This is a genomic window from Citreicoccus inhibens, from assembly GCF_019039035.1.
GTDB lineage: Bacteria > Myxococcota > Myxococcia > Myxococcales > Myxococcaceae > Citreicoccus > Citreicoccus inhibens.
This window is the reverse complement of record NZ_JAHNZT010000004.1, coordinates 21,469-46,755: the sequence shown is the minus strand read 5'-3', so window position 1 is coordinate 46,755 and position 25,287 is coordinate 21,469. Positions and strand designations below refer to the sequence as shown.

Genomic DNA, 25,287 nt, shown 5'->3' with positions numbered 1-25,287 from the left:
CCGCGCTCATGTGTGGTCGCGCGGTGTGTCTGCTCGCGTCGCTGCTACGGGCAGTCCGCCGAGCAGGCCGCGTGCGTCTCCCACGGCTGGCAGGTGGCGTCGCCGCACGAGCTGTTGAGGAACGTCTCCAGCACGGCCTTGCGGTGCGGCAGGAACGTGGTGGTGAGCGCCGGCGAGATGCGGAAGCGCGTTCCGAACGGGCCCGGCTCCAACTGCTCCGTCACGTGAACGAAGCCCGCGGACGGAGGCCAGACGATGCCACCGCCGAGGTTCGCGCCGTTGCTGAGCTGGTGGCAGCCCGCGCAGGAGAGCGCCTCCGCGCGCGCGACGATGTTCTGCGGCGTCAGCGTGCTGCCCGCCGCGGTGAGCTGCGTCTGAATGTTGGTGTGGAAGGGGCTGGGGCCGGGGCCAAACGCGGCGAGGTAGTCATTCTCCGGGCCCTGCGCGTTGCTCTGGCCGCTGTTGAAGACATTCGCGACGTTGAGATTGAACAGGTTGATGTCATTGACGGCGAGGGTGGGGACCTCGGCGGGGAAGGCCGGGCCCTGGAAGGCCGGCGCCTGCGGATGGGTCGAGGCGGGCGAGAACAGGGTGCCGCCCGGGTTGGTCTTCACCGTCACGGGGATGAAGCGCAGCGCGCAGGGCGTGGTGGAGCTACAGATTTGCAGGCGCAGCTTGAACTCGCGCAGCGTCCAGGGGCCCTGCATGAACTGATTGGAGCGCACCTGTCCCGTGGCCACGCTGCCCGTGCGGTTACCGTAGTTGTCGATGTGCACCACCGGCATGAAGCCGGGGAGCCCATTGAAATAGAAATCATTCAGCAGGTTGGCGCGGTCCGTGGGGTTGGGCAGCGACGTGAGCTTGGCCCACAGGTCCGTCACGGGGCGGCAGCCATTGAGCCCCAGCGCGGGATTGGGATTGGGCAGCACGGCCTCGAAGATGATGAGGTTGCGATTGCCGGGGTTCGTCATGCCCGAGCGTTTGACGAAGACGATGCGGTACTCGCCACAGTCCGAGCCGCTCGCGGGCGCCAGGTCAAAGCGATTCACCAGCGCGGCCGGCACGTACTCGTCGGCGTTGGTGCCCGGGCTGATGAACGGGTTGGTGGTGGCTTGCACGCCCTCCTGTCGGGGACAGAGATAGGGGAATGTGTTCAGCGCCGGTTGGCCCGCGAAGATGGAGTCATTGCAGTGCGGCCCGCCCAGGCCGAGGCCCGGCGCTGGGTTGGCGGTGTCCCACCACTCCTGGAACAGCCGCAGCGACGTGAGCCCCGCGACGCCGGATTGCGCGACCAGCTGGTTCATCACGCGCTGGAAGGTGAAGTTCGTCAGGATGGTTGTGTCCGTGACGGTGAGCGAGCTGCGCGGATCCACCGAGATGGCCAGGGCGGAGGGGCCGCGGGGCGGCAGCGTCAGGGCGCCAATTCCGCGTCGCTCCGGGTGGAGCGCGGGCTCGGCGGCTTCGGTGGGGGTGGTGTCGGTGGGAGGTGAGGATTCCCGCGCGGGCTCGGGTTCACATCCGCCTGAGAAGGCGAGGGCGGTTCCCAGCGCGAGCGCGCGCCAGGGCGAGAGGCTCTTCGGAAATGCGGACATGGGTGTGAGACCTCGTGGACGCGGACGCACCGCGCCCCGTGCCTGAGGTGAGCGTGTCTCTCTTTGTCGGAGAGACGCCGGAACCGGCACTCCGTCCTGGCCCGCAGATGCTAGTGCGGGTTCTGACGCGAGTGTGTGGTTGTTCACACTCTGTGAGTGAATTCGTTGCAGGCCGGGGTCGGGTTCGCCCCCTGTCGCATGCGGCCGGGGCGGTTCCCACTCGGGGCGCCACGATGGGACAGGGCCCGAATTGGCGAGGGAGCCAACCGCCTGAAAGACGCGCCGGACGGAGTCTCCGTGCGCTGGACCGCATGGCTTGGATTTCGTGTTATGCGGCCTTAGCGTTTGTGCGCATGACTGGCGTACTGAGGCACGTCGCGGTACCTGCCACAATTGTGGTCACCGTCGCTGGATGTGGCTCGGTGGCTCCCATCACGACAGGTGCTGGTCGCAAGTGGGAGGGGCCGGTCATCAGCCTTGGCGCCGGAGGGCAGTGGCGTACCGTCATCTGGTACGGCCCGTGGGAATGCAGTCAGTCTCTCTGGACGTACTGCCGCGAGAAGTGTTCGGGCGAGGGCTACATGCTCCAGGGCTGTATGTGGCTGGCCGATGTGAAAATGGATTTCAACGGGCGCTTCGTCGATGCGGGCTCTCGCGCGGGCATCACCCACTGTTGCTGCAACTACGACGTGCTGCCCAGCGCGCAGATAGCGGCGCGCCGCGACAGATGGGAAGCCATCCGCGAAGGCTTCCGCGCTCAATGGGCGAAGAAGATGGGGGCATGGCCGCAGGACATCCAGGGCAACAACTATCCAGGGCACCACATCCGAGATCTCGGGCACGGCGGAAACCCGACCGACTGGGACAACCTCATCCCCATGGACCCAGCCGTACACAACACCCTGAGGGGCCTCTATAACCAGTGCTACGCCGGCAATTCGCCGTGGACTCGCATTGGAGCGGATTACCCCTATGGTGAATGAGCCTGTGTCGATGGATGCCCTCCTGCGCGAGATCTCGGCCCACCACCTTCCGAATCCTCCCGCGTCGCCGGCACAAATCGAGGCGTTCGAGAAGCGCATCGGCTGGCGGCTCGACGACGACTTGCGCGCCTTCTATCTGCACTGCGACGGCGCAGCCCTGTTCATGAGCCCGAACTCGCCCTACATGTTCCGGCCGCTCGCGGACATCGTGCGAGCGCGGGCAGTGATGGGCCTCGCGGACACGGACGAATGGGGTCCGCCAGACTGGTACATCGTCTGCGATCTCCAAGACTCCAACTACGCTCTGGTCGATGTCAGCGCGCAGCGTGAGGGCCGCTACCCCATCCGTGATGGCTACCGCGAAATGTTTCCCGAGCCCGAATACTGCCCGGTCATCACGCCCTCCTTCGCGATGTTCCTGGCAGGGGCACTGACCTCAGCCGACGGTCGCTCGTTCTGGCTCAAGGGCAAAGGAACATAACCTGGGCGGCGCCAGACTCACGCCGCAACCCATGCGCCACATGTGGCGAGACTCGAGGGGCGCACGACACTTGGCGCGGGCGATGACCGCCGGCCCTCCATGGTCCGGGGGCAGGCGTTCAGTGGGCTCGTTACCGCAGCGGAGCAAGCACTTTCAGCCTCGGCAATGAACTCCTCTTGATGCTGCTCACCGACGAAGACGCCTGCCCGGAACTGGAGTCGCCCGTGGGTATGGCGGTGCGCCACGTTGCTGCGCCCTTCTCATCGCGCAGTGGTTGGCGAAGGGCGCCACAGATGTCCTCCAGGACGCTCCTGGCCCCAGTCCATTCCATGACCCTTGGCCCTCGGGGCGGCCCCATGAGACATGGGCCGCCCCGTCTGTTCTCACCGAGCGAGGCTACGGGCAGTCCTTCGAACACGCCGCGTGCGTCTCCCACGGCTGGCAGATTGCGTCGCCGCAGGAGCTGTTGAGGAACGTCTCCAGCACGGCCTTGCGGTGGGGCAGGAACGTGCCGGTGAGCGCGGTGGAAATCTGGAAGCGCGGGCCGAACGGGCCTGTCTCCTGCTGCTCCGACACGTGCGTGAATCCCGCGGAGAAAGGCCAGCTGAGGCCGCCGCCCAGGTTCGCGCCGTTGCTGAGCTGGTGGCAGCCCGCACAGGAGAGCGCCTGCGCGCGCGCGATCATGTCCACCGGGCTCAGCGTGCTGCCGGTCGCCGTGAGCCGCGCCTGGATGGTGGTTCGGAACGGGCTGGTGCTGAAGCCAAAGGATTGGATGTAGTCGTTGTCGGTACCCTGTGCATTGCTCTCGCCGCTGTTGAAGCTGTCCGCGACGGAGTAGTTGAACAGGTTGAGGTCGTTGAAGGCGAGGAAGGGAACCTGCGAGGGAAAGGCCGTGCTCTGGAAGGCGGGTGCCTGCGGGTGCCCCGAGAAGAGGGAGAAGAGCGTGGCGCCCGGGTTGGTCTTCACCGTCACCGGGATGAAGCGCATCGCGCAGGGCGTGACGCCGGAGCAGAACTGCTGGCGGACCTTGTACTCGCGCAGCGTCCAGGGCGGCGCCATGAACTGGTTGGTGCGCACCTGTCCCGTGGCCACGGGACCCGAGCGGTTGCCGTAGTTGTCGATGTGCACCACCGGCATGAAGCCCGCGAGCCCCTCGAAGTAGAAGTTGGACAGCATCTTCGAGCGCTCCGCGGCGTCGGGAACGGTGCTGAGCTTGGCCCACAGGTCCGCCACGGGGCGGCAGCCATTGAGCCCCTGCGCGGGATTGGGATTGGGCAGCACCGCCTCGAAGATGAGGAGGTTGCGATTGCTCGGGTCCGTCATGCCGGTGCGCTTGACGAAGACGATGCGGTACTCGCCGCAGTCCGAGCCATTCGCGGGCGCCAGATCAAAGCGATTGACCACTGCGGCGGGCACGTAGGCTGGCGCCTTGGCGTTGGGATCAAACGGATTGAGGGTGGCCTGCGTCCCCTCGATGCGCGCGCACAGATAGGGGAACAGGTTCAGCGCCGCCTGCCCCTCGAAGCCGGCGTCATCGCAGTGTGGCCCGCCCAGCCCCAGGCCCGGCGCGGAGTTGTTCGTGTCCCACCACTCCTGGAACAAGCGCAGCGGCGTGAGCCCCGGGACGCCAGACTGCGCGACCAACTGGGTCATCACCCGCTGGAAGCTGAAGTTCACCAGGATGGCTGTGTCGGTGACGATGAGCGAGCTGCGCGAGTCCACCGAGAGGGACATCGCGGAGGGGCCACGCGGCGGCAGCACCATGGCGCCAATGCCTCGACGCTCCGGGTGGAGCACGGGCTCGGCGGCCTCGAGTGAGAGGGATTCCGAGGGCGGTGAGGCCTCGGGAGGGGACTCACAGCCGCCCGAGACAGCGAGGGCGGCTCCCAGCGCGAGCGCGCGCCAGGGCGAGAGGTTCTTCTGGATTGCGGACATGGGCGAGCGACCTCGTGGGCGCGGACGCGCCGCGCCCCGTGCCTGAGGTGAATGTGTCTCTTTGCCGCAGAGACGCCGGAACCGGCACTCCGTCCCGGCTCGCCAATGCTAGTGCGGACTCTGACGGGAGTGTGTGGTTGTTCACACTCCGTGGATGTCGTTGCCTTTTGACTGAGACTGGCGTCGCGGCTCACCCGCGCGGTGCCGAGCCGCTCAGCACTCGGGGAGACCCACGCTGAGGTTGGCCACCTCGAGCACGTTGACGGCGAGGCCGCCGCGCGCGGTCTCCTTGTACTTGTCCTTCATGTCGCGGCCGGTGTCGCGCATCGTCTTGATGACCTTGTCCAGGCTCACGAAGTGGCGGCCGTCTCCGGAGAGGGCCATGCGCGTGGCGTTGATGGCCTTCACGGAGGCCATGGCGTTGCGCTCGATGCACGGCACCTGGACGAGCCCGCCGATGGGGTCGCACGTGAGGCCCAGGTTGTGCTCCATGGCGATCTCCGCCGCGTTCTCCACTTGGAGCGGCGTGCCGCCCATCACCTCGGTGAGCGCGCCCGCGGCCATCGAGCACGCGCTGCCCACTTCGCCTTGGCACCCCACCTCGGCGCCGCTGATGGAGGCGTTCTCCTTGTACAGCACGCCAATGGCGCCCGCGGTGAGGAGGAAGCGCACGACGCCGTCGTCGTTGGCGCCGGGGACGAAGCGCCAGTAGTAGTGCAGCACCGAGGGGATGATGCCCGCCGCGCCGTTGGTGGGCGCGGTGACGACGCGGCCTCCCGCCGCGTTCTCCTCGTTGACGGCGAGCGCGTACAGGTTCACCCAGTCCAGCACCGTGAGCGGGTTGGTGAGCCCGGCCTCGGGGCGGCTCAAGAGGCGCTGATACAGGGCCGCGGCGCGGCGCTCCACCTTGAGGCCACCCGGGAGGATTCCCGACGTGGTGCAGCCTCGGCGCACGCAGGACTGCATCACCTCCCAGATGCGCAGGAGTCCCGCGCGAATCTCCTCCTCGCTCCGCCACGCCCGCTCGTTGCGCAGCATCAGCGTGCTGATGGAGGCGCGCTCGCGCTCGCAGTGCTCCAGGAGCGCGGCGGCGGACTTGAAGGGGAAGGGCAGGGGCGTCTCGTCCGCGCGCAGCGGAGACTGGCCCTCGGCCGCGGCCTCATCCACCACGAACCCTCCGCCGACGGAGTAGTAGACGCGCGTGTCCACCTCGGTGCCGTCCCCGGCGCAGGCCGTGAAGCGCATCCCGTTGGGGTGATAGGGCAGCACCCGACGGCGGTGCATCACCAGGTGCTCACCGTCGCGGAAGGGCACCTCGTGCTGGCGCAAGAGGCGGATGCGGCCCTCGGCGCGCCAGCGCGTGATGAGCTCCGGAATCGCCTCCACGTCCACGCCCTCGGGCGTGTCGCCGAGGAGGCCCAGCAGCACCGCCTTGTCGCTGCCGTGCCCCTTGCCCGTGGCGCCCAGCGAACCGAACAGCTCCACCTTCAGCCGCTCCACCCGCGTCAGCTTCCCCGCGTCCTGCAGCCGCGTGACGAACTGCCGCGCCGCGCGCATGGGGCCCACGGTGTGCGAGCTGGACGGTCCAATACCAATCTTGAAGAGGTCAAAGACGCTGACGGCCATGGGCGCGCACCATGCCACGTCCCTGGCGCTTCGCTCGCACGCTCGGCCGCCGTGATGCGGACATGTGACGGATTCCGGCCGAAGCAGGCGGACCGCGTACCGCCTGCATGACTTCGTCTCGTCGCAGCGTCCGAGCCCTTGGCATCCCAAGCAATGCCGCGAGGAGTCATGGGCCCGACGCGATGCGCTGGCTAGCCGGTGATGGGCGCGGCGTGAGGCGCGGCGGAGGGCTCGGGTGTGCTCGCGCTCGGACGCAGCGCGAGCAGCCGCAGTCCGTTGAACACGACGAGGAGCGTGCTGCCCTCGTGGAGCACCACGGCCTGGCTGATGCGCGTGAGGCCGAGCACCGTGGCGAGGACGAGCACGCCGCTCACGCCGAGCGCGATGACGAGGTTCTGGCGCATCACCGCGGTGGCCCGGCGCGACAGCTCCAGCGCGAAGGGCAGGCGCGAGAGGTCATCGCTCATCAGCACCACGTCGGCGGTCTCCAGGGCCGCGTCCGAACCCGCGCCGCCCATGGCGACGCCCACGGCCGCCGCGGCGAGCGCGGGCGCGTCGTTGACGCCATCGCCCACCATGGCCACCGGGCCTTCCTGGCCCAGCTCCTTCACGGCGGTGACCTTGTCCGCGGGCATGAGGGGCGCGCGGGCCTCGTCGATGCCCACCTGCGCGGCGATGGAGCTGGCCACGCGGGCGTTGTCCCCGGACAGCATCACCGTGCGAGCGACACCGTGCTCCTTGAGCGCGAGCACGGCCTGCCGCGCGCCGGGGCGCACCGTGTCCGCCACGCCGAGCACGCCGAGGAAGCGCCCCGCTCGGCGCACCACCATGGTCGTCTGGCCCTGCTCCTCCAGACGGTTCACCTCGCGCGAGAGCGCCTCGGGGACGGGGGCCGCCGAGAAGAGCGCGAGGCTCCCCACCTCCACGGTGTCCTCGCCCACCTTCGCGCGGATGCCCTGTCCGTGGATGGCCTCCAAGTCCTTGCCAGCGGGAGGCGAAAGCTCCGCGGCCTGGGCCGCGTCCACCACGGCGCGCGCCAGCGGATGCGCCGAGAGCGACTCCACCGCGGCGGCCGTGCTCAAGAGTTCCTCGGCCGTCGAGTCCGGCGTCGGAGCCGTGGTGAGCAGCCGAGGCCGCCCCACGGTGAGCGTGCCCGTCTTGTCGAACGCGACGGCGCGCACGCCCGCGAGCAGCTCCAGGTGGATGCCACCCTTCACCAGCACGCCGCCTCGCGCCGCCGCCGCGACCGCGGACAGCACGGCGGACGGCGTGGAGATGGCCAGCGCGCACGGAGACGCCGCGACGAGCAATCCCACCGCGCGCAGGATGGCCTCCTTCAGCGGCGTGCCGAGCAGCACCAGCACCACCGGGAACACCACCGCGGCGCCCATCACCAGGGGCGCGAAGGTGCGCTCCAGCCGCTGGGCGAAGCGCTGCCGCCGTCCCTTCTGGGCCTCGGCCTGCGCCACCATGTCCACCACGCGCGCGAGCACGGACTCGGAGGAGACGCGCGTCACCTCCACCTCCAGCGCGGCCTCGCAGTTGATGGTGCCGGAGAACACCTCGTCTCCCGGCTTGCGAGCCACGGGGATGGACTCACCGGTGATGGCCGCCTGGTCCAACGAACTCTTGCCCTCGCGGATGACGCCGTCGAGCGGCACGCGGTCTCCCGGGCGCACCACGACGCGCTCGCCGCGCTGGACCTCCGCCACGGGCACCTCGACCACGTCGTTGCCGCGCCGCACGCGGGCGACCTCGGGACGCAGCTCGCCCAGTGTCTCGATGGAGCGGCGCGCGCGCTCCATGGCCCGGTGCTCCAGCGCGTGTCCCGCGCTGAAGAGGAACAAGAGGAACGCGCCCTCGAACCACGCGCCCAGCACCGCCGCGCCGAGCGCCGCCACCACCATCATCGTCTCGATGTCGATGCGGCGCTGGAGGATGGACTGCACCGAGCCGCGGATGGCGAAGAACCCGCCGCTCGCCATGGAGAGCGCCCACACGAGCACGGACGCCAGGGGGGGCGCGGGGATGAAGCGTTCCAGCACCCACCCCGAGGCGAGCAGCACGCCCGAGGCCACCACCAACGGCAGCTCCAGCTTGGGCGCCAGGCCGCCGCCGTGCGCGTGGTGCGAGCACGCGTGCCCCGCGGTCGGCACCTCCAGCGCGTACCCGAGCGCCTGCGCGCGGGCCTCCACGTCCTTCAGCGCGAGGACCTGACTGTCGTACTCCAGCACCAGGCGCTCGCTCGCGTAGGCGACGCTCGCGGTGAGGACGCCCGGGAGCTTGCCCACCGCGTGCTCGATGACGGTCGCCGCGTCCGCCGAGCCCATGCCGCGCACGAACCACGTGTGCTGCTTGTAGCGCTCCGCCACCTTCGTGCCCGTGCTCTGCGCGAGCGCGAGCAGCTGCGTGGCGTTCACGAGCGTGGAGTCATAGTGGATGCATACCTCCGCGTGGCCCGCATCCCGGCGCAGGTGCACGTCGATGATGCCCCGGTGGGCCTCCAGCGCGGCCTCCAGCTTCTCGAAGCGGCCGTGGTCATCCGTCTCGCCCGGGAGCGTGGCCTCCAGGTCGAGTTGGAGCGCGATGCCTCCGCCCTCCGCGGCCCGATACCCGGGCGGGTGGAGCCGCCGCGCCGAGTGCCCGTGGTCATGGTCGTGGCCATGGCCACAGGAGGCCCCATGCGCGTGGCCTTCATGGCCGTGCGCATGTCTGTGTTCGTGGTCACAGGCAGCGCCATGCGCGTGGCCTTCATGGCCGTGCGCATGTTTGTCGTGGTGCCCGTCGTGCTCGTGCTGACAGTCCGGGCCGTGCGTGTGCGCGGCCTTGAGGGACGGCGTGGCGCTCTTGGCCCCCTGGATCCGAAGTTGCCCGAAGCGGGAGGGACTCTTGTTCTGCTCCGACATGGTGCTCCCTGCGACTGAGTCTTAGTGGCGGTGACCGCGCTGCGGACGGGCGGGGGCCTGAGCGGGTGGGGGCTCGGCCTCGTCCTCGTCGTGGTCGTCGTCGTCGTGGTCCTCGGGGATGGGCTGGGTGAAGCGCTGCCCGGCGACCTCGAGGGTGAAGGCTTTGCACTGGGCGGGCACGTCGAACTCGAGCACCGCGGGCAGGCGACCCTCGTACGTCTTGAGGATGGCGCCCTGCTCATCGAAGACGGTGCCGCCCGCCGCGACGGTCATCGTCTCATCCACGAGCACGGCCACCAACTCCGCCATCTCCTCCATGCGGTCGGCGATGCGGTGGCACCACAGGTGGCCCACGCCGGGGTACTTGGTGTGAGAGACCTCCTCCATCTGCTCCTCGTCCACGTTGCTGCCCACGCCCACGAAGACGAAGTTGATGCGAGGCAGCCGGCCCGAGGCGATCTCCTTGGCCACCTGCGTGGCGTAGGCCATGACGTCCTGGGCGTCGTTGAGCTGCGAGTCGGTGATGATGACGGCCAGCCCGCGCTTGGCGCCCACGGGCACCTGCTGCTTGATGTGCGCCACGAAGTCGCGCAGCACGGGCAGCATCACGGTGGCCTTGCCGTAGGCGCGCGGGCCGGGGAAGCGGTAGCCCTTGGCCTCGGGCCCGGTGAGGTCGCCCACCATTTCGATCTGCGTGCCGTCGCCCGTGGCCCAGTACGCCACGCGCACCTTGCCGTCCCGGTCCTTGTTGGCCAGGTACTCCAGCATCCACTGCATCTGCGGCTCGACCTGGTTCTTCACCGGCGCGAGCTTGGCGAGGATGCCGCGAGGGCCATACTCGTTCTCCATGCTCGCGGAGCCGTCCATGTAGAGGGCCACGTCCAGCCCTTCCACGGTGGGGTCGTGCAGCAGCGTGGCCACGACCTTGTTGCCCATGCGGTGCACGTCCGAGAACGGACGCTTGATGACTTCATGCCCGGCCATCAGTGGTGGTCCTCGTCCTCGTCGTGGTGGTCTTCATCCGGCAGCGGCTGGGTGTAGCGCTGGCCATTCACCTCCAGGGTGAAGCTCTCCGCGCCCTCGGGCACGTCGAACTCCAGCACCGCGGGGAGGCGGCCTTCGTAGGTCTTCAGCACCTTGCCCTTGTCGTCGTAGATGGTGCCGCCGGCCGCGACGGTCATGGTCTCGTCCACCAGCACGGCGACCAGCTCCGCCACCTGGGTGATTTCCTTCGCGATGCGGTGGCACCACAGGTGACCTACGCCGGGGAACTCCTGATGGGCGATCTTCTCGAGCTGCTCCTCGTCCACGCCGCTGCCCACGCCCACGAGCACGAAGTTGAGGCGAGGCAGGCGACCGGCGGCGATCTCCCGCGCGACCTCGGCGGAGAACCGCTCCACCTCCTCCGCGTCATGCAGGCGCCCGTCGGTGACGATGATGGCGCAGCCGCGCCTGGCGCCCTGCTTGGTCTGCTCCTTGATATAGCGGACGTAGTCCTTCAGCGCGGGCACCAGGTACGTGTAGCCCCCGAGCTTCTTCGCGCCGGGGAACTTGTACTGCTTGACGTCCGTGCCCTTCAACTCGCCGATGACTTCAATCTCCTTGCCGCTGTTGCCGGTGGCCCAATACGCCACGCGCAAGAGGCCGTTGCGGTCCTTGGTGGCCAGGTACTCGAGCATCCACTGCACCTGAGGCTCGACCTGGTTGGAGGCCTCCTTGAGTGGCGTGCCACGCAGCCACTCCAGGAAGGTGCGGGTGGGCTGAGTATAGGCGTACTCGTTCTTCATGCTGCCGGACGCATCCACGTAGATGGCCATGTCCAGCCCCTCGACGGTGGGGTCATGGAGCAGGACGGCGCGCACGCGCCCCTCTTCCAGGTGGAGGTCCGAAAACGGCTCGACGGGTTTCTCGTGTCCCATGGTGTTCCTCTGCGGTCAGTCGTCGAAGTCCTTCATCCAATCCGGCTTACCCGCGGGGGCGGCGCGCGGAGCTTCGGCGCGAGGTCGAGCGGGCACCGGAGGTCCGGAGGCGAAGTCTGTCATCCAATCCGGCGCGCTCGACTCGCGCTCGGGTGCGCTCGACTTGCGCTCGGGCGCGCTCGACTTGCGCTCGGGCGCGCGCGCCGGGGCTTGCAGCCGCGTGACGGTCGACTTCGCGCCGCGCTGGGTGGCGTGCGCGTCGAGGAAGTCTTGCATCCAGTCGCTGGGGCGCGGCGGCGGCTGGGGCGCGCGCGGCGGAATCACGCGCGGCGGCGCGGATGGTGCGGCGGGCACGACGCGGGGAGCGGGTCCCCCCGTGCCCGGACGGCTGCGCGCGCGCAGCGTGCGCTCGGTCTCGCTGGGCCAGCCAGGGAGCGCTTCGAGCGCGCTCTGGGCCAGCTCCAGGAACTCAACGGGCGGGGCCTCGCGTGGCACCTTCACCTTCTCACCGTGGAGCCACTCCGCGAGCTTGCCCGCGAGCCCGGGCCGCGAGCTCTTCTGCTGCGCGACGTCGCCGGTCACCTCGTAGCCGCGAAGCTCCAGCTCCGCGATGGCGAGGGCGCGGCTCGGCACCGGCAGCTCGCGCGAGGCGAACGCGGACATTCCGCCGTGCTCGCGCGCATCGGCCTGGAGCCGCGCGAGCACATCGTGGAGGAGGGACGCCACCTGGGGGCCATTCGCGGCGTGGCTCGACTGAAGCTCGGCGGGGACGGCAGGGTAGGCGAGCACGAGGCCGCGACCTTCCGCGAGCGCGGCCGGGCGATCTCCCGGCAGGAGGGCGTGGAAGCCGCGCGGCACGTCTTTGCTCTCGGCGTCGCGCGCGTACTGGAAGGCATCGGGGGCGCAGCGGGTGAAGGCCGCGAGCACATCGCCGCGCGTGACGGTGAGCTGTCCTGGGACGCGCGCGGCGGACTCTCCGGGCCAGGGGCCGGTGAGGGTGCCGTAGAGATAGACGGGGTCGTTGAGGCCCTCGGCGTTGGCGGGGTGCTCGACGAGTTCGATGGAGAAGAAGAACAGCGCATGGGCATCGACGCGCCGAGGCGGCCGGGCGGATGCGACCTCGTGGTGTGCGAGCTGCGCCTGGATGGAGGAGGCGAGGGTGTCGCGTTCTCGAGCGGGGACGACGAGGACGTTGCCGACGATGTCGGTGCCCACGATGAACTCCTGGTCGCCCAGGTAGGGAGCGTCCAGGGTGAAGGCATCCACCGCGTGCGTCATGGCGGACGCGTCCATCCGCGCCGGTTCGGCGGGGCTGGCGGCGTGGGGGATGAAGTAGCGGGGCGGGCTCAAGGCGGAATCCCAAGGCTCGCGCATGCCCATCGGGCGATCAAGGGCGAGGGCTGGTTCCCCAGCCCGCTGAGCGAGCGCGGATTCCATGACGCTCTGCCCCTCTAGGAGCGCGAGCCCCGAGGCGAAAGTCCGGCTGGCAGGACAGGAGCAGCGGGGTCAGGGCAGTCGGGGCCTGAGCTGGAGCCATCCCGTCAGCTCTGGATGTCCCGGCACCTCGCCGGAGATCGCGAGCAAGGCGAGGACATTCAACGCGTTCTTGAGGTCTCTGAGTGTGACGAGGTGGGTCGGTGAAATGGCGCGAAGCTCCGAGGTGGTCGCCAGCGAGGTGGCCTCATCGAGCGAGACGGTGGCGAGTCGTTGGAACCAGTCGATGAGAGGCTGGAGGTCCAGGACTCGATCGCCGTCGCGCACGCCCAGTTCGGAGATCATTCGCGCACGCAAGTTCATCGCCGAGAACCGGTATGCATGTGCGATGCGGGGCGCTGCTCGCGCGGCAAGCGCCGCATAGATGCGCAGAGCGATGCGGGCCCAAGCCGTGCTGCGCTCGTCGCCCGCCCGGGCCGCCGCCGTGAATGCGAACACCTCCCAGTTGAATTGGGAGCCATCAACGTCTTCGCCAATGGATTGCCCATCGAGCCATGCCTCCACTTCCTCTGGGGAACGGGTCAGGATTGCGCTCAGCACGTCTTGCGTCGTGTCCATGGGGCCCTGTGTTACGGAGGGAAGATGATGCCCAAGTTGGCGAACGCTTGTCGCCCGATTTCGAGCGCTCGGGCGCTCACCGCCGAGGATGCGCCGTTTAGATAGTGTCCACTTTGAGACGAGATTTCGATTCCGACGCGACTGCCCCCATGAACGGCGATGTCGGCCTCACCTGCAGCAAGGACTGAGCGGCCATTGCTGGCGACCGCGTGAGAGATTTCGATTCCTCGCCAGGAATGAGGAACGATTCGCAGAACGCCTTCCTCAGTGACGACCCATTTGATCCGGCCCTCATTCACATACTGAAGGAACGCTGGATCCGTCGAGGATGCTGGCCTGATGCCAAGGCGTTGTGCGGTTTCCAGTTCAGTTGCGAGAAGCCGAGGCTGCTGGTTTGCAAGAAGTTTGCCCTGATGCTCGCTAGTCGATGCTGGCGGGTGATTTCCAGCAGCCCCCTCATGCACCGCCATGGCGACTGCATTGGGCGCGAGGCTCACTGCCAATGCTCCCTCGGTCAACGCAATGGCGCGAACTCCGCCCGACATTGCTGCGGACACCTGAATGCCGATGTTCGTTTCTGCCGCCAGCGCCGCGCTTGCGAATCCCGGTAGCATGGGGCCTTTCGAGGCCATGTTGGATGCACCTCCACCCAGCGCAGCTGTCAGCGCGAGAATGAGGACGCGTGCGCCGTTCTGCCCCATCACTTGTCCAAACCGATGGCCTGCATCCTCCAGTTCATCGAAAGTAAGAGCTCGTTCTGAGTCGAACGTCAGCTGCTGCCAGCCCTTCACCAAGCTGGTGAAGGCTTCCAGTCCGATGTACGCGATGACATAGGTCGTCAGAGCAATTGCCACGAGTTTGGTGATGGGCTCAGGGGCCACAACGAGCAGCATGTAGGTCGCCATGGCCGACGTGATCATGACCTTGAGCGCGAGCGGATTGATGACTTCACTCACGACATCCTGAGCGCCTGCCCAGACCCCATCCCATGCGAAGGACAGTGCCAGGTCGCGACGTGCTGGGCCGTCCATGAGGGTGAGGCCGCGCCCCAGCAGGGCTCGGCACTCGCCGGGATTGACCTGTCGGAAACACCAACTGTCATAGTCCTGGCCATGGTGACGGTCAGAGGTATCCCACGACGCGCGCTGAACAGGTGGGGTTCGTTCCTCGGTGGGACGGAGCGAGAAGCGCATGTCCAGGAGGAGCATGGCCATGGCTCGTCGAAACTCGCGCTCGTGGATCTCAACGGGGCTTGCCCTCGTCGGTGGAGTGTAGACGATGGGCGTTCCTTGCCCTGTATCCAGGCGCACCGCACGGCTCGTCGCACAGCCAACGAGAAGAAACCCCAGTAGAAGTGCTCCCCCCCATTTCGGCAGCATGTCGTCCTCCAGACCCGTTTCTGCTTCAGGGCCAAGCCCTTGGGCTATCACGTTGGTCAGACATGCCCGTTGACGCAGATGTGGTCCCAATACGCATGCGACTTTGGGGCTGGCGCAGTGTGCCAGCTTCAGCCGTGCGTTTGCCTACGCGGGCTCGATGAAGTTCAGGCGATAGCCGTCTGGATCCGTGACGATGATCTCTCGCGTGTGCCAGGGTTGCCGGGTGGGCCCGTCGGCCTGCGCGCCCTGGGCTCGCGCGCGTTCGAGCAGCGCGTCCACTCCGCCTTCGCCGGTGCGGAAGCCAAGCAGCACGCCCATCCCCTTGCGCCCCTCCATCGTCACTCCCGGCGGCGGCGTGATGAGGTACAGGTCCGCCTGCTCTCCCCACCGCAAGCGGATGAACGGCGGCTCCGCGCTGATCCGCTCGAAGCCGAGCGCCTCATAGAAACGCGCCGAGCGCTCCGCGTCCGTCACCAACACCTTCACGAAAGACGTCATCGTCTGACTGACCTGGTCCATGCGCCCGCGTGCCTAGCATGACCCGCCACGAAGCACCCCATGCTTGCTCGCATGGCAAGAGGGATACGGGGCGGCCCATGAGGGCGCGGCCGTTCGCTCGGCGCGATGCCGTCGCCGCTCCCTACCTTGTGGCGCATGAAGGCCTCGCGTCGGCAGATTCCCGTCTACGTGCCGCCTCGGACGGTGTGGGCCGTCGGGGCCCAGGTGGTGCTGTTGGTGCTGGTCGGGACCGCGCTGCGCCACCTGGGGCCCGTCCTCACCGTGCTGTCGCTGGCGCTCCTCCTCGCCCTCGCCATGGATCCGCTCGTCCGCCTCCTCGGCCGTTGGGGCGTGCGCCGGGGCCCGGGTGTGGCGCTCGTCGCGCTGCTCCTCCTGGCGCTCACCGGGCTGCTCGTCTTCACGCTCGTCCCCATGCTCGTCAACCAACTCCAGAGCCTCGTGCGTGCGCTGCCGAGCTTCGTGGCGGAGCTGTCTCGCATCGAGTGGATCCACCGACTGGATGAACGCTACGGCGTGCTCACCCGCCCGCAGGAGGCCTTCGACGTCGCGCCCGGAGAGCTGGCCAAGCCCCTCGTGGATGTCCTCTCGTCGACACTGGCCCTGGTGGGCGCCGGCATCACCATGCTGGCGCTGGCCGTGTTCGGACTGCTCTTCGGCGAGGACCTCTACGCGACGATGCTCGGCTGGGTGCGCCCGCGTCGGCGCGTGCAAGTCCGCCGCGTGGTGGGCCGCATGCGCGAGGCCGTGGGCAACTACCTGGCCGGCACGCTGCTCGTCTCCACCTTCGGAGGCACGATGACCGCGCTGGTGTCCCTGGTGCTCGGCGTGCCGTACTTCCTCCCGCTCGGACTCATGACGGCGGTGCTCGGTGTCATTCCGTACATTGGCAGCGTCATCAGCGCGCTGCTCGTCAGCCTCACCACGCTCGCCACGGTCGGGCTGCGCCGCGCCCTCATCGCGCTGGCGCTGTTCATGCTGTACCAACAGCTCGAGTCCCACCTGCTCGGGCCGCTCGTGCAGCGCCGCGCCGTCAAGATGAACCCGCTGCTCATCTCCGTGGTGGTGTTGGTGGGCGCCGGAATGGCCGGGCTCCTGGGCGCCGTCATCGCCGTGCCCGTGGCCGCCGCCACGCAAGTCGTCCTCCAGGAAGTCCACCGCGCGCGCCGTCGGAAGTGGAAGCAGGAGTGGCGACGCGTGCACCCCCGCGCCCTCCCGCTCATGCGCGGCGCGGTGGATGAGGGCCTGTTGTTCGCCGGCCCGATGTCCTCCGCGCGCGGGGGGCCTCGAAAGCCGTCGCGCCCCACGCCGGAAGGTAAGGGGACCCCGCCTCACTGAAAGGGCCGAGGGTCATCGAGTCCGAAAGTAGCGCCGAGGATGAGCGTGGCCTGGAAGTAGCGCACGCCCTGGCCCTCGCTGGTGGGCGGCAGGCCGGACTGGGCGAGCAGCTCGGTGAGGCGCTGCGTGGTGCGGCGTCCCCACGCGAGGTCCGTGCCGAGCGTCACCCGCGAGTACCCCACGCGGAAGTAGAACCCCATGGCCCAGTGGTACAGGTCCCACGTGGACAGCAGGGAGCTGGTGTTGGGCAGGTCCACCGCGCCGCTGAAGTCGGTGTGGAAGCTCACGTAGGCCCGCAGCGATTCCGCCAATCGCTGCTCCACGCCCACCGCCGCGTTCACCACGGGGTCGAGCCCATAGAAGATGTCGGCGCTGGGCAGCTCCTCCCCGTCGGGCAGCTCGATGGGGCGGGTGTCCACCATCCGGAAGGGCGCCACCTTCGCGAAGGCCTCCACCGCCGCGTGCACCGTGGTGCTGCCGAAGGTGCGGTTGCCACCCAGCCCCACCGCCAGCGGTGAGCGGAACGTGGCGCGCGTGTTCTGCTGGAAGTCAGACACGCGCGTCAGCGGCCCCAGCGAGAGCCCCTCGTGCGCGAGCGCCCGCTCGAAGGTCGCCTCGCCTTTGCCCCACAGGCTCAGGCTGGGCAGCGTCACGGTCAGGCCCACGGCCCACTTCGGCTCCTGGTAGCTGATGCCCAGCTTGGCGAGGAAGCGCGCGTGCTGCATGCGGTAGTCGCGGTTCAGCGTGGCGAGCAGCAGCTGGCCTTCGTTCCCCGCGCCCTGGGAGATGGCGAGCAGCGACGCGTGCTCGTCCCGCACCGCGAGGAAGGGGGTGATGCCCACGCCCAGGAATCGCCCCAGGGGGTACGCGAGGCTGACGCCGGTCCAGTACTCGCGCACGCCCTGCTCCAGCCGCACGTCGGTGGAGAGGGATTGCAGCCCGCTGATTCCCAGGACGTCCATCCCCGAGAAGGTGTCCTGCCGCTGCAGTCGCGTGTCGAAACCCTCGCGCGTGATGAAGGCGTAGCCCATGCGGGCTCGGCCCAGCCAGCCGAAGCGCAGCGTGCCGGCGAGCAGCGCGGGCGGCACGTTGATTCGCGAGGTGGTCAGGTCCTTGCCGGGCCCGAGCCCGTTGGCCACGGTGATGCGCGAGTACTCGACGACGGAGCCGGACAGCTCGAACTCGGGCGTGGTGAGGAGCGCGAGCGCGCCCGGGTTGTAATAGACGGCGCTGATGTCCGCGGGCGCGCCCATCAGCGAACCGCCGAGCAGCCACGCGCGATTGCCGAACTGTCGCGACCAGTAGTGCGCGTCCTGCGCCGCCGCGCCGCTCGCCAAGGTCAGCGCGAGCAAGAGGGGCCAGCCGCGTCCGAGGATAGTCCATCGCACCGCGCGCTCCAGGTAGGCGCCCCCATGGGGCGGAGCGCGGACGATGCGAGGCGCGACCCCCCAGGTCCATGACCCTCGGGTCCCGAAGAGATCCACCGGCTGAACAGCGCGCGAGGCATGCGCGCCAAGCCAGACAAGAAAGGGCGCGCTCGCGAGGTCGCGGCGCGCCCCCGGGAAGATGCGATGGGAGGGGCTACGGCGTGGGCGCGGCGACGGCCGGCGTGCCCGTGGCGGGCGCCTGTGCGGCGGCGGCCTTCTCCTCGGCGGCGTGAGCGGCCTCGGCGCGCTTGAGGGACTCCGCCTTCGCCAGGGCGTTCAGGCTCGCGAGGCCCTTCTCGAAGTCCCCGCCGATCTGCTTGTCCATGTCGAAGAAGAGCGAGAAGGCCTTGCTGATGAAGTTGTTCTCCCCCTCCATGCTCCACGTGACGGAGACACCTTCGGGCACGGGCTTGAACGTGAAGCGGCTGGTGTTGGTGGCCACGAAGGGCTTGAGGAACTCAATCTTGATGCGGATGGACGTGTCCGCGACGCTCTCCTCGATGTTCATCCGGCCCTCGCCCACCTGCGGGTTGCCGGTCCAGGCGTAGGCGGCACCCACGCCGGTCTCCGCGCCGGAGAACGTGCGCTGCAGGTTCGGATCCAACTTGTCCCACGGCGACCACTGCCCCCACTGGTGGAAGTCATTGACCAGCGCGAACGCGATGTCCGGCGTGCCCGGGAGCGTCGCCGTGCGGCTGACGGAGAAGGTGGCGGGGCGCGTGGCGACGATGCCCACGAAAATGAGGATCACGGCGGCGAGACCCAGAAGAATCTTCTTGAGCATGGTCGGTCCTTGAGCGAGCGCCCCCATTGGGGGGGCGAGCGCGTCATAGACGCTGCGGGCCCCGCATCTCAAGACTCCACCCAACCCATGGCGTCCTCTCGCGGCCCTGTCATCCGTGACACCCCATGACGCGGAGCGCGAGGGTCCTGTCCCTCGCGTGCGGCGTGCGCACCTTGAGCGACAGGAGGTCGCTCCGCGCGGCCGTGGACAAGGAGGGGGCGCATGCTCGCCACCCAGATTCTTCGTGAGCTGGGCCAGAGTCTCTGGCTGGACAACATCACCCGCGGGTTGCTCGACGAGGGGACGCTCGCACGCTACGCCGAGGCGTACGGCATCAGCGGACTGACCTCGAACCCGAGCATCTTCGACCTGGCCATCCGCCAGGGGAATGCCTACGACGCCTCCATCCTGGAGCAGCGCGACCAAGGGCGCACGGGCGAGGCGGCCTTCTTCCCGCTCGCGCTGGAGGACCTGACGCGCGCGGCCGAGCTGTTCCGTCCCATCCACGAGGCGACGGGCGGGCGGGATGGCTGGGTGTCGCTCGAGGTCTCGCCGCTCCTGGCCTACGACTCGGCGAGGACGGTGGAGCAGGCCGTGCGGCTGCATGCGCTGGCGGGGCTGCCCAACCTCTTCATCAAGATTCCGGGCACGCCGCCAGGAATGCGCGCCATCGAGGACGCGACCTTCGCGGGTGTGCCCGTCAACGTGACGCTCCTCTTCTCCGCCAAGCAGTACCTGGCCGCCGCGGACGCGTACCGGTTGGGCATCGAGCGGAGGCTCGCGGCGGGGCGCTCTCCCGATGTGCCCTCGGTGGCGTCGCTGTTCATCAGCCGGTGGGACCGCGCGGTGGAGAAGAAGGTGGCGCCCGCGCTGCGCAATCGGCTGGGCATCGCCATGGCGGGGCGCGTCTACCGCGCCTACACGCAGCTGCGCGAGAGCGAGTCCATGCGTCGACTGGTGGACAAAGGCGGGCGCGTGCAGCAGCTCTTGTGGGCCAGCACGGGCACCAAGGACCCGGCGGCGCGGGACACGCTGTATGTGGAGGCGCTCGCCGCGCCCTTCACCATCAACACGCTGCCGGAGCCCACGCTGAAGGCCTTCGCCGACCACGGCCGGGTGGGGCAGCTGATGGCGAGGGATGGCGGTGACGCGGAGGAGGTGCTGGCCGCGTTCGCCGCGGATGGCGTGGACGTGGACGCGCTGGCCGAGCAACTCCAGCGCGAGGGCGCGGACGCGTTCGTGGCATCCTGGGATCGCCTGATGGAGTGCATCGCGCAGAAGATGGACGCGCTGCCCTCCCACCTGGACACCGGAGCGCCCGCATGACCCTCGATGTGAGCGCCACGTCCCGTTTCAAGCGCGAGGCCGCCGAGCGGGCCGTGGAGCTCATCCAGCCGGGCATGGTGGTGGGCCTGGGCACGGGCAGCACCGCCGCGTTCGCGGTGCGTCGGCTGGCGGTGCTGCGCGCCGAGGGACACCTGCTCGACGTGGTGGGCGTGCCGACGTCCATCGAAACCGAGCGGCTGGCGCGAGAGCTGGGCGTCCCCCTCACCACGCTGGAGGCGAGGCCCGAGGTGGACCTCACCCTCGACGGCGCGGATGAGGTGGCCCCGGACTTCTCGCTCATCAAGGGCGCGGGCGGCGCGATGCTGCGCGAGAAGGTCGTCGCGCAGGCCAGCCGCCGCGAGGTCATCGTGGTGGACGCGGCCAAGCTCTCCCCGTGTCTCGGCACGCGCGCGAGGGTGCCCGTGGAGGTGGTGCCCATGGCGCTGCGGGTGGAGGCGCGCTTCTTGGAATCCCTGGGCGCGCAGGCGGTGCCGCGCGTGGGCGCGGACGGCGCGCTGTTCCTCACCGACCAGGGCAACCCGGTGCTGGACTGTGCCTTCGGGCCCATCGCGCAGCCCGTGGAGCTTGCCGCGCGGCTCGATGCGCGCGCGGGAATCCTGGCGCATGGCTTGTTCCTGGGGCTGGCCACGGACGTGGTGGTGGCGGGCCCTGACGGCGTCGTGCTGCGCTCGCGCTGAGCCGGCGCGTCGAGCCAGTTGAGGGGATGGCCGTGTGGCGAGCGAGGCGCCGCCCGGACGTGAGGGTGGAGGGTCCTCGCCGCTGGCGTGACCGCGTCCCCGCCCCGACCTTGAGGGGAGAACCCCGGAGGCTCACCTTGCCAGACTCTCGCTATCCCACGCGCGCCGCGCGAGGGGCCCGGCATGAAGGTCCCTGAGCTCTTGGAGCACCTGCCCGCGGTGGGGCCTCGGCTCGCGCGCGGGACCGAGGAGTGGCCTCGGCGCGAGGAGACCCTGGGCTTCACCGACTTCACCGCGCTGCCTCGGCCGTCGGGCGAGCGCCGGCTGGGAGACGGGCGCACGCTGGTGGTTCGCCACCCCGCCGTGACCCCGCCGCGAGGTCCGGGCCTCACGGTCATGAGCTACAACATCCTGCTCGGCGGGCTGTACCGCGAGCCGCTGCTCGCGTACTTCGCGCAGCTGGAGAAGGCCGGGCGGATGCCGGATGTCATCGGGTTGCAGGAAGCCAGCGTGCCCATGGCCGCGCTCCTGGCGTCCCGGTTCGGCTTCCACCTCGCCTATCAGGGGAATGACGGCGGCAGCGCGGCGCGGCTGGTGAATGGCAAGGCCTTGCTCAGTCGGCATCCGCTGCGGGACGCGGCGCATTTCACGTATGTCATTGCGGACGCGGAGCGCGACGCGGCCATCGCGCGACAGGGTGAGCCCGGCGAGTTGGTGGAAGACCGAGGCGTGCTCTGGGCGCGCATCGACGTGGCGGGGCGCTCGGTGTCTCTCTACAACCTGCACCACGCCTTGGGAGACTCGGGCATCAACGCGCACAACCTCCGGCAGCTCAACGTGCTGCTGCGGCACCGAGAGGACGCGGACGCGGTGGTGCTGGGGGACTTCAACGCGAACACCGCCATCAAGCGCGGTGGCTCCTGGCTGTGGGCCCACTGGGGGGCGTACGACGACACGGACACGGTGGAGGAGTACCGCGCCCGGTACGGCACGCCGAGGGCCACGGTGGGCGACTGGGGCGTGGGCAACATCGCGGATCCGCGCCTGCGCCACGCGCTCCACCACCTGGAGCACGCGCTGCCCGAGACCATCGCGCACGCGGCGCAGGTGCACGTGCGCCTCGCGGATGGCTCGGTGATGACGCCCCACGCGGCGCGCGAGGCGCTGCGCTCGGGCCACGTCGCGCGCGGCGGTCAGGAGTGGCTGCGGCTCCAGGATGTGGCGGATTGCGCCACGCTGTCGTCCCTGCCGGATGAAGCGGGCCTCGTTCCCGCCACCGGCAAGCGGTTCGACAACTTCTACGCGAGCCCCAGCCTGGAGCCCGTGCTCTTCGAGGTGGATCGCTCCACCGAGTCCTCGGACCACCAGCCAGTGCTGTCCCACTACCGGCTCCGAGAGGCCGCGAGCGCGCCGTCCGGCCGCCACTGACCCAGGCAGGCAAGCGTTGCAAGAACAGCTCAGGCGGACTCTTGCGGGCCTACCGCACGCAATGGTTGACCATGCAACGAATTGCGCCACTCGCAGGCGGATGACGCAGGCTGCCATCGAGCCTCGAGCGTCCTGACGCAACTCTCAGGAATTGGGGACGACAATCCAGGCAGGTTCCATCCCTTTCGCCAATTCGCGAGGCCCCGCCATGGGTTTCCCCGACATCAAGAAGACCTTCAACACCGTCCGCACCAACGTTCAGAAGACCGTCGAGAAGACGCTGTCGGAGAACAAGGAACTCATCAAGGGCGGGGTCGCTGTCGCCAGCCAGAGCGTGAAGGGCTTCGCGTTCAGCAAGGACGCCTTCCAGCAGATCAAGAACCTCAAGCAGGGCGCTGAGGGGCTGCTCGGGAAGACGAACCTGGACTTCGTCCGGAACCCGACGTTCGCGCAGGGCACGTTCAAGGGCGTGACCCAGTTCGGCGCCAAGATGAACGCGGCCATGCGCTACGCGGGCATCCCCGGCGCGGCGATGGCGGGCGCCACGGCGTTCAAGGACATCCGTCAGGCCATCCGCACGGGCAGCAAGGACGACATCCTCGCCGCCACGCGGTCGAGCATGGACGCGGCCAAGGCGGGCATCACCGCCACGACGGGCGGCATCGTCGGCGGCAAGGTGATGGGCGGCATCCTGGGCGGCAACATCATGAAGGGCAAGCTGGACGCCGGGAAGAAGGCGCTCGACACCTTCAAGAAGGCGCTGCCGCACGCCAGCGAGGACGTGCTCAAGGCCGTGAAGGGCGCGGCGACCAAGGGCCTCTTCGAGTCCGGCACGGCCAAGACGGTGGGTCGCGCCATCAGCACCGCCGCGGGCGATGCCGCCAAGGCGGGCAGCTCCCTGGCCAAGGGCATCCTGGGCAGCGGCACCCGCTCGGCCGCCAAGGCCGCGCTGTCCGCGGTGGGCAAGGAGGCCGGTGAGGTCGCGGTGAAGGCGGGCGCGAAGGCCGCCGCTGGCACCGCCGCCAAGGCGCTGGGCCGGTTCGCTCCGGGCGTCAACGTCGCCATCGCGGCCGTCGATGTGGCCAACGCGGGCGCGACGCTGATGGACAAGAACGCGGGCGTGGGCAAGAAGGTGACGTCTGTCATCACCGCGGTGGGCTCCATCGCCGCGGCCACCAACATCCCGGTGGTCAGCCAGGTCGGCGCCGCGGTCTCCACGGTGTCCAGCATCGTGGGCGCCTTCTTCAAGTAAGCCTCACCGCTTCGTCGTTTGTCAGAGCGGCTCGGCTGGACTAAGCCTTGGGTCCATGCCGAGCCGTCGCTTTGTTCCCCATTGGCGCGGGCGCTGGCACGCCTATCTCCCGGGAGCATCCGTGAGCAGCAAGCAATCATCAGGTCGGGGTGTCGAGCGCCTGCTCAAGATGAGCCCGGTGGTGAGCAGCGCTTCCGCCGAGGCCCTCAAGCTCCCCCACGTGAAGGCCCCGTCCCTGGACGGGCTCTCCGTGCGCGTCCCCACTCCGGAGGACCTGACCGAGGAAGACCTCCTGCGCAACTTCCACGAGAAGCGCCGGGCCGTGGCCACCACGCGCGAGCGTCAGGCCGGCGAGTCGCTGGAGCTGGGCGACGACGTGCAGCTCAACATCGTGGGCTACTGCGATGGGACGCTCATCCCGTTCAGCGCGCGCTTCGGAATGCGGACGGAGCTGGCGCCCATCGAGGCGCTGCCTGGGTTCTGCGAGGGCGTCGCGGAAGGGGGCAAGGTGGGCGAGTCCATGCAGATCGCCCTCGTGCTGCCGGACGACTATCCGGTGGAGTCGCTCCAGGGGAAGCCCGCGCGCTTCCTCGTGGACATCCTCGGCGCGCACCAGGTGACGATGCTGCCGGAGACCTCGCCCGAGTTCCTCTCGAAGCTCGGCATGGGCGGCACCCTGGATGAAGTGATGAGCCAGCTGCGTGAGGAGATGGAGGACGCGCTCGCGGCGCAGCTGTGGGTGCAGGCCCAGGACCTGGTGCTGGACGAGGTGGCCCGGCGCGCTCCGGTGGAGCTGTCACCGACGTTGGTGGATGAGGAGCTCCGCCGCCGTTGGGTCCATGCCGAGGGTCAGGCCATGGTCGCGTACCAGTTCGACGTCGAGGAGCAGCAAGAGGCGCTCCGCGGCTGGCTCACCGACCCGACCACGCGCGCGGACGCCGAGCGCGGATTGCACATTGGCCTCGTGCTGAAGGCCGTCACCGAAGCCGCGAAGCTACAGCTCACGGCGGAGAAGCTGGAGCAGTTGATCCGCGACTCCACGGAGCCCTTCGGGCTCACCGCGGCGGACGTGCACGCCGCCCTGCGTGAGACGCCGGAGACGACCAGGCGCCTCACCGAGATGGGCTGGTACCTGCTCGCGGTCGAGCACGTCATGAACCAGGCGAAGGTCGTCTTCGAGGGCGCGGAGCAGGGCTGACCGCTCCAGGTGCTCACGGGCGCTCGTCCCCGACCGAGGACGGGCGCTGGCCGTGCTCCGGCGAGCTCTCGCTGAACCAGAGCCCCAGGCCACCCAGCAGGCCCAGGCCCACGAACATCGCGGCGAGTCCCCACGTCTGGCGGCGCGACCACTTGAGCGCCTCGCCATACCGGTAGCCACACACCAGGACGAGGCCCGCGAATCCCAGACAGATGGACACGGGCCCCAGCGCGACCAGCAGCTTGCGCAAAGGGCCACTCACGTCCAGGACCGCGAGCAGCACCAGCGGCCCGAATCCGACGACGAGCAGGCCCACCACGAGGGCGAGGCCTTTCTGTCCCTCGGGGCTGGACAGCTCCAGGAAGTCCAGCACCTGCCGCCACCAGGAGCGGGGTGGCGCGTGCGGCTCACGACGGCGGGGGGCGGTGGACGACATGCGGAGTGCCT

At 69.1% G+C, this 25,287-nt stretch carries 21 protein-coding genes; 8 read left to right on the top strand and 13 right to left on the bottom strand.

The window, feature by feature from the left end:
- Positions 1 to 44: 44 nt before the first annotated feature.
- Complete coding sequence (locus KRR26_RS06685; protein ID WP_120203282.1) at positions 45 to 1,592, bottom strand: hypothetical protein; 1,548 nt, start codon at positions 1,590 to 1,592, stop codon at positions 45 to 47.
- Positions 1,593 to 2,014: 422 nt separating this feature from the next.
- Here KRR26_RS06685 and KRR26_RS06680 point away from each other — a divergent pair, with 422 nt between their 5' ends.
- A complete protein-coding gene (locus KRR26_RS06680) occupies positions 2,015 to 2,575 on the top strand; it encodes a hypothetical protein (protein WP_233576690.1) in 561 nt (186 codons plus the stop codon).
- A 10-nt stretch (positions 2,576 to 2,585) separates the two neighbouring features.
- Positions 2,586 to 3,056 carry an SMI1/KNR4 family protein gene (locus KRR26_RS06675; RefSeq protein ID WP_199723685.1) on the top strand — a complete coding sequence of 157 codons (471 nt, stop codon included), beginning with the start codon at positions 2,586 to 2,588 and terminating at the stop codon, positions 3,054 to 3,056.
- Between the two features lie 396 nt (positions 3,057 to 3,452).
- On the opposite strand, the gene KRR26_RS06670 is transcribed toward KRR26_RS06675, so the two are convergent.
- The 9 genes from KRR26_RS06670 to KRR26_RS06630 all read right to left on the bottom strand — a co-directional run bounded on the left by KRR26_RS06670 (position 3,453) and on the right by KRR26_RS06630 (position 15,392).
- The gene (locus KRR26_RS06670) at positions 3,453 to 4,991 is read right to left on the bottom strand and encodes a hypothetical protein (RefSeq protein ID WP_120203280.1); all 1,539 of its coding nucleotides are present in this window, start codon (positions 4,989 to 4,991) and stop codon (positions 3,453 to 3,455) included.
- 213 nt (positions 4,992 to 5,204) lie between these two features.
- On the bottom strand, positions 5,205 to 6,617 hold the full coding sequence (locus KRR26_RS06665) for an L-serine ammonia-lyase (RefSeq protein WP_120203279.1): 1,413 nt from the start codon (positions 6,615 to 6,617) through the stop codon (positions 5,205 to 5,207).
- A 191-nt stretch (positions 6,618 to 6,808) separates the two neighbouring features.
- Complete coding sequence (locus tag KRR26_RS37365; RefSeq protein WP_217079393.1) at positions 6,809 to 9,523, bottom strand: heavy metal translocating P-type ATPase; 2,715 nt, start codon at positions 9,521 to 9,523, stop codon at positions 6,809 to 6,811.
- A gap of 21 nt (positions 9,524 to 9,544) precedes the next feature.
- Positions 9,545 to 10,507 (bottom strand): vWA domain-containing protein, encoded by a 963-nt coding sequence (locus KRR26_RS06655; protein ID WP_120203276.1) that lies wholly within the window; start codon positions 10,505 to 10,507, stop codon positions 9,545 to 9,547.
- Positions 10,507 to 11,442 carry a vWA domain-containing protein gene (locus tag KRR26_RS06650; RefSeq protein ID WP_217079392.1) on the bottom strand — a complete coding sequence of 312 codons (936 nt, stop codon included), beginning with the start codon at positions 11,440 to 11,442 and terminating at the stop codon, positions 10,507 to 10,509. The genes KRR26_RS06655 and KRR26_RS06650 overlap by 1 nt, the downstream gene beginning before the upstream one ends.
- Before the next feature lie 15 nt (positions 11,443 to 11,457).
- Positions 11,458 to 12,792 (bottom strand): hypothetical protein, encoded by a 1,335-nt coding sequence (locus KRR26_RS06645; RefSeq protein WP_120203378.1) that lies wholly within the window; start codon positions 12,790 to 12,792, stop codon positions 11,458 to 11,460.
- Between the two features lie 156 nt (positions 12,793 to 12,948).
- Positions 12,949 to 13,494: a hypothetical protein gene (locus KRR26_RS06640; protein ID WP_120203273.1), complete on the bottom strand. Its 546-nt coding sequence runs from the start codon at positions 13,492 to 13,494 to the stop codon at positions 12,949 to 12,951.
- Positions 13,495 to 13,505: 11 nt separating this feature from the next.
- Positions 13,506 to 14,873, bottom strand: coding sequence for a SitA5 family polymorphic toxin (gene sitA5, locus KRR26_RS06635; protein WP_217079391.1), 1,368 nt, complete (start codon positions 14,871 to 14,873; stop codon positions 13,506 to 13,508).
- A 144-nt stretch (positions 14,874 to 15,017) separates the two neighbouring features.
- Positions 15,018 to 15,392 (bottom strand): VOC family protein, encoded by a 375-nt coding sequence (locus KRR26_RS06630; protein WP_407931710.1) that lies wholly within the window; start codon positions 15,390 to 15,392, stop codon positions 15,018 to 15,020.
- A gap of 135 nt (positions 15,393 to 15,527) precedes the next feature.
- On the opposite strand from KRR26_RS06630, the gene KRR26_RS06625 reads away from it, so the two are divergent.
- Positions 15,528 to 16,727: an AI-2E family transporter gene (locus KRR26_RS06625; RefSeq protein ID WP_120203375.1), complete on the top strand. Its 1,200-nt coding sequence runs from the start codon at positions 15,528 to 15,530 to the stop codon at positions 16,725 to 16,727.
- On the opposite strand, the gene KRR26_RS06620 is transcribed toward KRR26_RS06625, so the two are convergent.
- Together KRR26_RS06620 and KRR26_RS06615 are read right to left on the bottom strand one after the other, a co-directional pair.
- Positions 16,721 to 18,115: a hypothetical protein gene (locus KRR26_RS06620; protein ID WP_217079390.1), complete on the bottom strand. Its 1,395-nt coding sequence runs from the start codon at positions 18,113 to 18,115 to the stop codon at positions 16,721 to 16,723. The two genes, KRR26_RS06625 and KRR26_RS06620, sit on opposite strands and share 7 nt — an antisense overlap.
- Positions 18,116 to 18,308: 193 nt before the next feature.
- Positions 18,309 to 18,938, bottom strand: coding sequence for an SRPBCC family protein (locus KRR26_RS06615; protein WP_217079389.1), 630 nt, complete (start codon positions 18,936 to 18,938; stop codon positions 18,309 to 18,311).
- 222 nt (positions 18,939 to 19,160) lie between these two features.
- Here KRR26_RS06615 and tal point away from each other — a divergent pair, with 222 nt between their 5' ends.
- From tal to KRR26_RS06590, 5 genes are all read left to right on the top strand, one after another.
- A complete protein-coding gene (tal, locus tag KRR26_RS06610; protein WP_217079388.1) occupies positions 19,161 to 20,264 on the top strand; it encodes a transaldolase in 1,104 nt (367 codons plus the stop codon).
- Entirely contained in the window at positions 20,261 to 20,962 is a 702-nt protein-coding gene (gene rpiA, locus KRR26_RS06605) for a ribose-5-phosphate isomerase RpiA (RefSeq protein WP_217079387.1), read from the top strand. The genes tal and rpiA overlap by 4 nt, the downstream gene beginning before the upstream one ends.
- Positions 20,963 to 21,145: 183 nt before the next feature.
- Positions 21,146 to 22,390 carry an endonuclease/exonuclease/phosphatase family protein gene (locus KRR26_RS06600; protein ID WP_120203265.1) on the top strand — a complete coding sequence of 415 codons (1,245 nt, stop codon included), beginning with the start codon at positions 21,146 to 21,148 and terminating at the stop codon, positions 22,388 to 22,390.
- 208 nt (positions 22,391 to 22,598) lie between these two features.
- On the top strand, positions 22,599 to 23,642 hold the full coding sequence (locus tag KRR26_RS06595; RefSeq protein ID WP_120203263.1) for a hypothetical protein: 1,044 nt from the start codon (positions 22,599 to 22,601) through the stop codon (positions 23,640 to 23,642).
- Between the two features lie 121 nt (positions 23,643 to 23,763).
- Positions 23,764 to 24,840, top strand: coding sequence for a trigger factor (locus KRR26_RS06590; protein WP_328707067.1), 1,077 nt, complete (start codon positions 23,764 to 23,766; stop codon positions 24,838 to 24,840).
- 13 nt (positions 24,841 to 24,853) lie between these two features.
- On the opposite strand, the gene KRR26_RS06585 is transcribed toward KRR26_RS06590, so the two are convergent.
- Positions 24,854 to 25,276, bottom strand: a complete 423-nt coding sequence (locus tag KRR26_RS06585) for a hypothetical protein (RefSeq protein WP_217079386.1) — start codon at positions 25,274 to 25,276, stop codon at positions 24,854 to 24,856.
- Positions 25,277 to 25,287: the final 11 nt, after the last annotated feature.

Excerpts from the sequence above, each read along its gene's own strand:
- KRR26_RS06685 (WP_120203282.1), bottom strand. The coding sequence starts at position 1,592 with ATGTCCGCATTTCCGAAGAGCCTCTCGCCCTGGCGCGCGCTCGCGCTG.
- KRR26_RS06675 (WP_199723685.1), top strand. The coding sequence starts at position 2,586 with ATGGATGCCCTCCTGCGCGAGATCTCGGCCCACCACCTTCCGAATCCT.
- KRR26_RS06670 (WP_120203280.1), bottom strand. The coding sequence starts at position 4,991 with ATGTCCGCAATCCAGAAGAACCTCTCGCCCTGGCGCGCGCTCGCGCTG.
- KRR26_RS06665 (WP_120203279.1), bottom strand. The coding sequence starts at position 6,617 with ATGGCCGTCAGCGTCTTTGACCTCTTCAAGATTGGTATTGGACCGTCC.
- KRR26_RS37365 (WP_217079393.1), bottom strand. The coding sequence starts at position 9,523 with ATGTCGGAGCAGAACAAGAGTCCCTCCCGCTTCGGGCAACTTCGGATC.
- KRR26_RS06655 (WP_120203276.1), bottom strand. The coding sequence starts at position 10,507 with ATGGCCGGGCATGAAGTCATCAAGCGTCCGTTCTCGGACGTGCACCGC.
- KRR26_RS06650 (WP_217079392.1), bottom strand. The coding sequence starts at position 11,442 with ATGGGACACGAGAAACCCGTCGAGCCGTTTTCGGACCTCCACCTGGAA.
- KRR26_RS06640 (WP_120203273.1), bottom strand. The coding sequence starts at position 13,494 with ATGGACACGACGCAAGACGTGCTGAGCGCAATCCTGACCCGTTCCCCA.
- sitA5 (WP_217079391.1), bottom strand. The coding sequence starts at position 14,873 with ATGCTGCCGAAATGGGGGGGAGCACTTCTACTGGGGTTTCTTCTCGTT.
- KRR26_RS06630 (WP_407931710.1), bottom strand. The coding sequence starts at position 15,392 with ATGGACCAGGTCAGTCAGACGATGACGTCTTTCGTGAAGGTGTTGGTG.
- KRR26_RS06625 (WP_120203375.1), top strand. The coding sequence starts at position 15,528 with ATGAAGGCCTCGCGTCGGCAGATTCCCGTCTACGTGCCGCCTCGGACG.
- KRR26_RS06615 (WP_217079389.1), bottom strand. The coding sequence starts at position 18,938 with ATGCTCAAGAAGATTCTTCTGGGTCTCGCCGCCGTGATCCTCATTTTC.
- tal (WP_217079388.1), top strand. The coding sequence starts at position 19,161 with ATGCTCGCCACCCAGATTCTTCGTGAGCTGGGCCAGAGTCTCTGGCTG.
- rpiA (WP_217079387.1), top strand. The coding sequence starts at position 20,261 with ATGACCCTCGATGTGAGCGCCACGTCCCGTTTCAAGCGCGAGGCCGCC.
- KRR26_RS06600 (WP_120203265.1), top strand. The coding sequence starts at position 21,146 with ATGAAGGTCCCTGAGCTCTTGGAGCACCTGCCCGCGGTGGGGCCTCGG.
- KRR26_RS06595 (WP_120203263.1), top strand. The coding sequence starts at position 22,599 with ATGGGTTTCCCCGACATCAAGAAGACCTTCAACACCGTCCGCACCAAC.
- KRR26_RS06585 (WP_217079386.1), bottom strand. The coding sequence starts at position 25,276 with ATGTCGTCCACCGCCCCCCGCCGTCGTGAGCCGCACGCGCCACCCCGC.